The 1,828-nt window shown below is 41.0% G+C and carries 1 protein-coding gene; it reads left to right on the top strand.

The genetic code is table 11. The features are described from left to right. Window positions 1-371: 371 nt before the first annotated feature. Entirely contained in the window at window positions 372-1,706 is a 1,335-nt protein-coding gene (locus BLR42_RS22250) for an IS110 family RNA-guided transposase (RefSeq protein ID WP_091873935.1), read from the top strand. The last annotated feature ends 122 nt before the right edge of the window (window positions 1,707-1,828 follow it).

The following is a 1,828-nucleotide window of genomic DNA, read 5'->3' as shown; positions in this document are numbered from 1 at the left end:
TCCTAGTATAGTAATGATGTAGTCATTAAGGACTACAGTTAATAGTTTCTATTTCCAAATCTAAGTAATGATTGAAGGGAGGATTCCCCTCTCATCAGATATCATCAAGGAGCTTAACTAACAGTTATACATGTCTGTAGCTCCCGTATACTCCAGACAGATCATAAGGTATATAATCATCGAGGCAGGATCATTGACGGTTCCTCCTTGGGAGCCAGCTTCGGTTGGTGATACCTCGAAAAAAGTCTGTCAGTCCATTCGGTGGTGATTTATGTTTTGGCTGGTTGGGAGCCTCAGGCTATACCTGTATGAGCCGCTAGGTTGCGTATCCACCCTGTGGGGAAATGGATGCCTGCCGGAAAGGAACTATTATGAAAAACAAACAGGTTATTGCTCTGCTTAACAGCTCCGCATACCTTTCGGTCGGATTTGATGTCGCTGCTGACTTCTCCTGGATGTCCATAGCTCTCCCAAATCAAACGTTCGTTGGGAAGCCTTTCAAAGTCGTCCATTCCGACCCTCAGTCGAGAAATCTCGCTATCCAAAAAATAAAGGAAGCACAGGAGATGTACTCTCTTGAAAGCCGTTGCTTCCTTGAGTCCACTGGGATCTACCACATCCCGCTCTTGTGCTTCCTTCGTGATAATGGATTTGATTGCAACACCATAAATCCTATCATCACTAAGAGTAGCACAAATATGAACGTTAGAAAACTTCATAATGACAGATTTGATTCAAAAAAGATTGCTCTTGTAGGCTTGAAAGCTGACCTTAAAGTATCACTCTTACCTGAAGATGATGTTATTGATCTCAGGAACCTTGTGCGTGATTATTACTACTTCAAGGATCTTCAATCAGCCATCGTACTTAAGCTTACAGCAGAACTAAAGATGTCTTTTCCTGAATACTGCAAGGTATTTAGCAAGGTCACAACGAAATGCTCTTTAAAGCTTCTTGAGACGTATCCTCTGGCGAGTGAAATCCTTGATGCTCCAAAAGACGAGATTATTGACCTTATCCACAGTACTGCAAGATTCGGTGAAAAGTATGCTATTGAAAAATACAATTGCCTTATTTCTGCTGCTAATGATGCTCTTGTGTTTGGAAGATCTCTTCCCAGCAATGCAACGCGGATAACAACATATGTGAAGATGTTCAAGGAATATCAGACTCATCTTGATGAAATCATGAATTCGTTACATGACTGTGTTGATGCCATGGAATCATCAAACAAGACCGTTTATGACCGCATAGAACTGTTGCAATCTCTTAGAGGCATCGGCTTCCTTAGCTCTGTAGTTCTCTTGGCTGAAATGGGCTCATTTGACCTTTTTGACAGTCCCAAAAAGCTTTACGCTTACTTTGGCATGGATCCCGGCGTAAACGACTCCGGTAAGTTAAAAGGTGATAGGGTTCACATGTCTAAACGTGGCTCAAGTCTTGCAAGGCGCATTCTGCATATGGTTGCGCTCAACAATCTCAAAGTCAGTAAGGGATCAAAAATCCCCGTAAATCCAGTCATTCATGAGTTCTACACCTTGAAATGTAAAACCAAAAAGAAGAACGTTGCTATAGGTGCTGTAATGCACAAAGTGTGTAATATCATCTTTGCTATGCTTCGGGATAACAAACCCTATGAGATGATTACTCCTGAAGAACACAGAAAGCAGTTTGATCTACTCAACCGCACTACAAAAGCTGCCTAATATCTAATTTGTCATTTTCAATGTGCTATAAATGAATTAGCTTTATTAAGGTTACCCAAAATGCAGGTAATGACTAATTTCTAACATTTTCAATTTACTCCTTGACATTTCTTAGCTGGACT

The organism is Butyrivibrio sp. INlla16 (genome assembly GCF_900104155.1).
Classification (GTDB): Bacteria; Bacillota; Clostridia; order Lachnospirales; family Lachnospiraceae; genus Butyrivibrio.
Note: the sequence above shows the minus strand (reverse complement) of the source record. Positions and strands in the feature narration are given on the sequence as shown.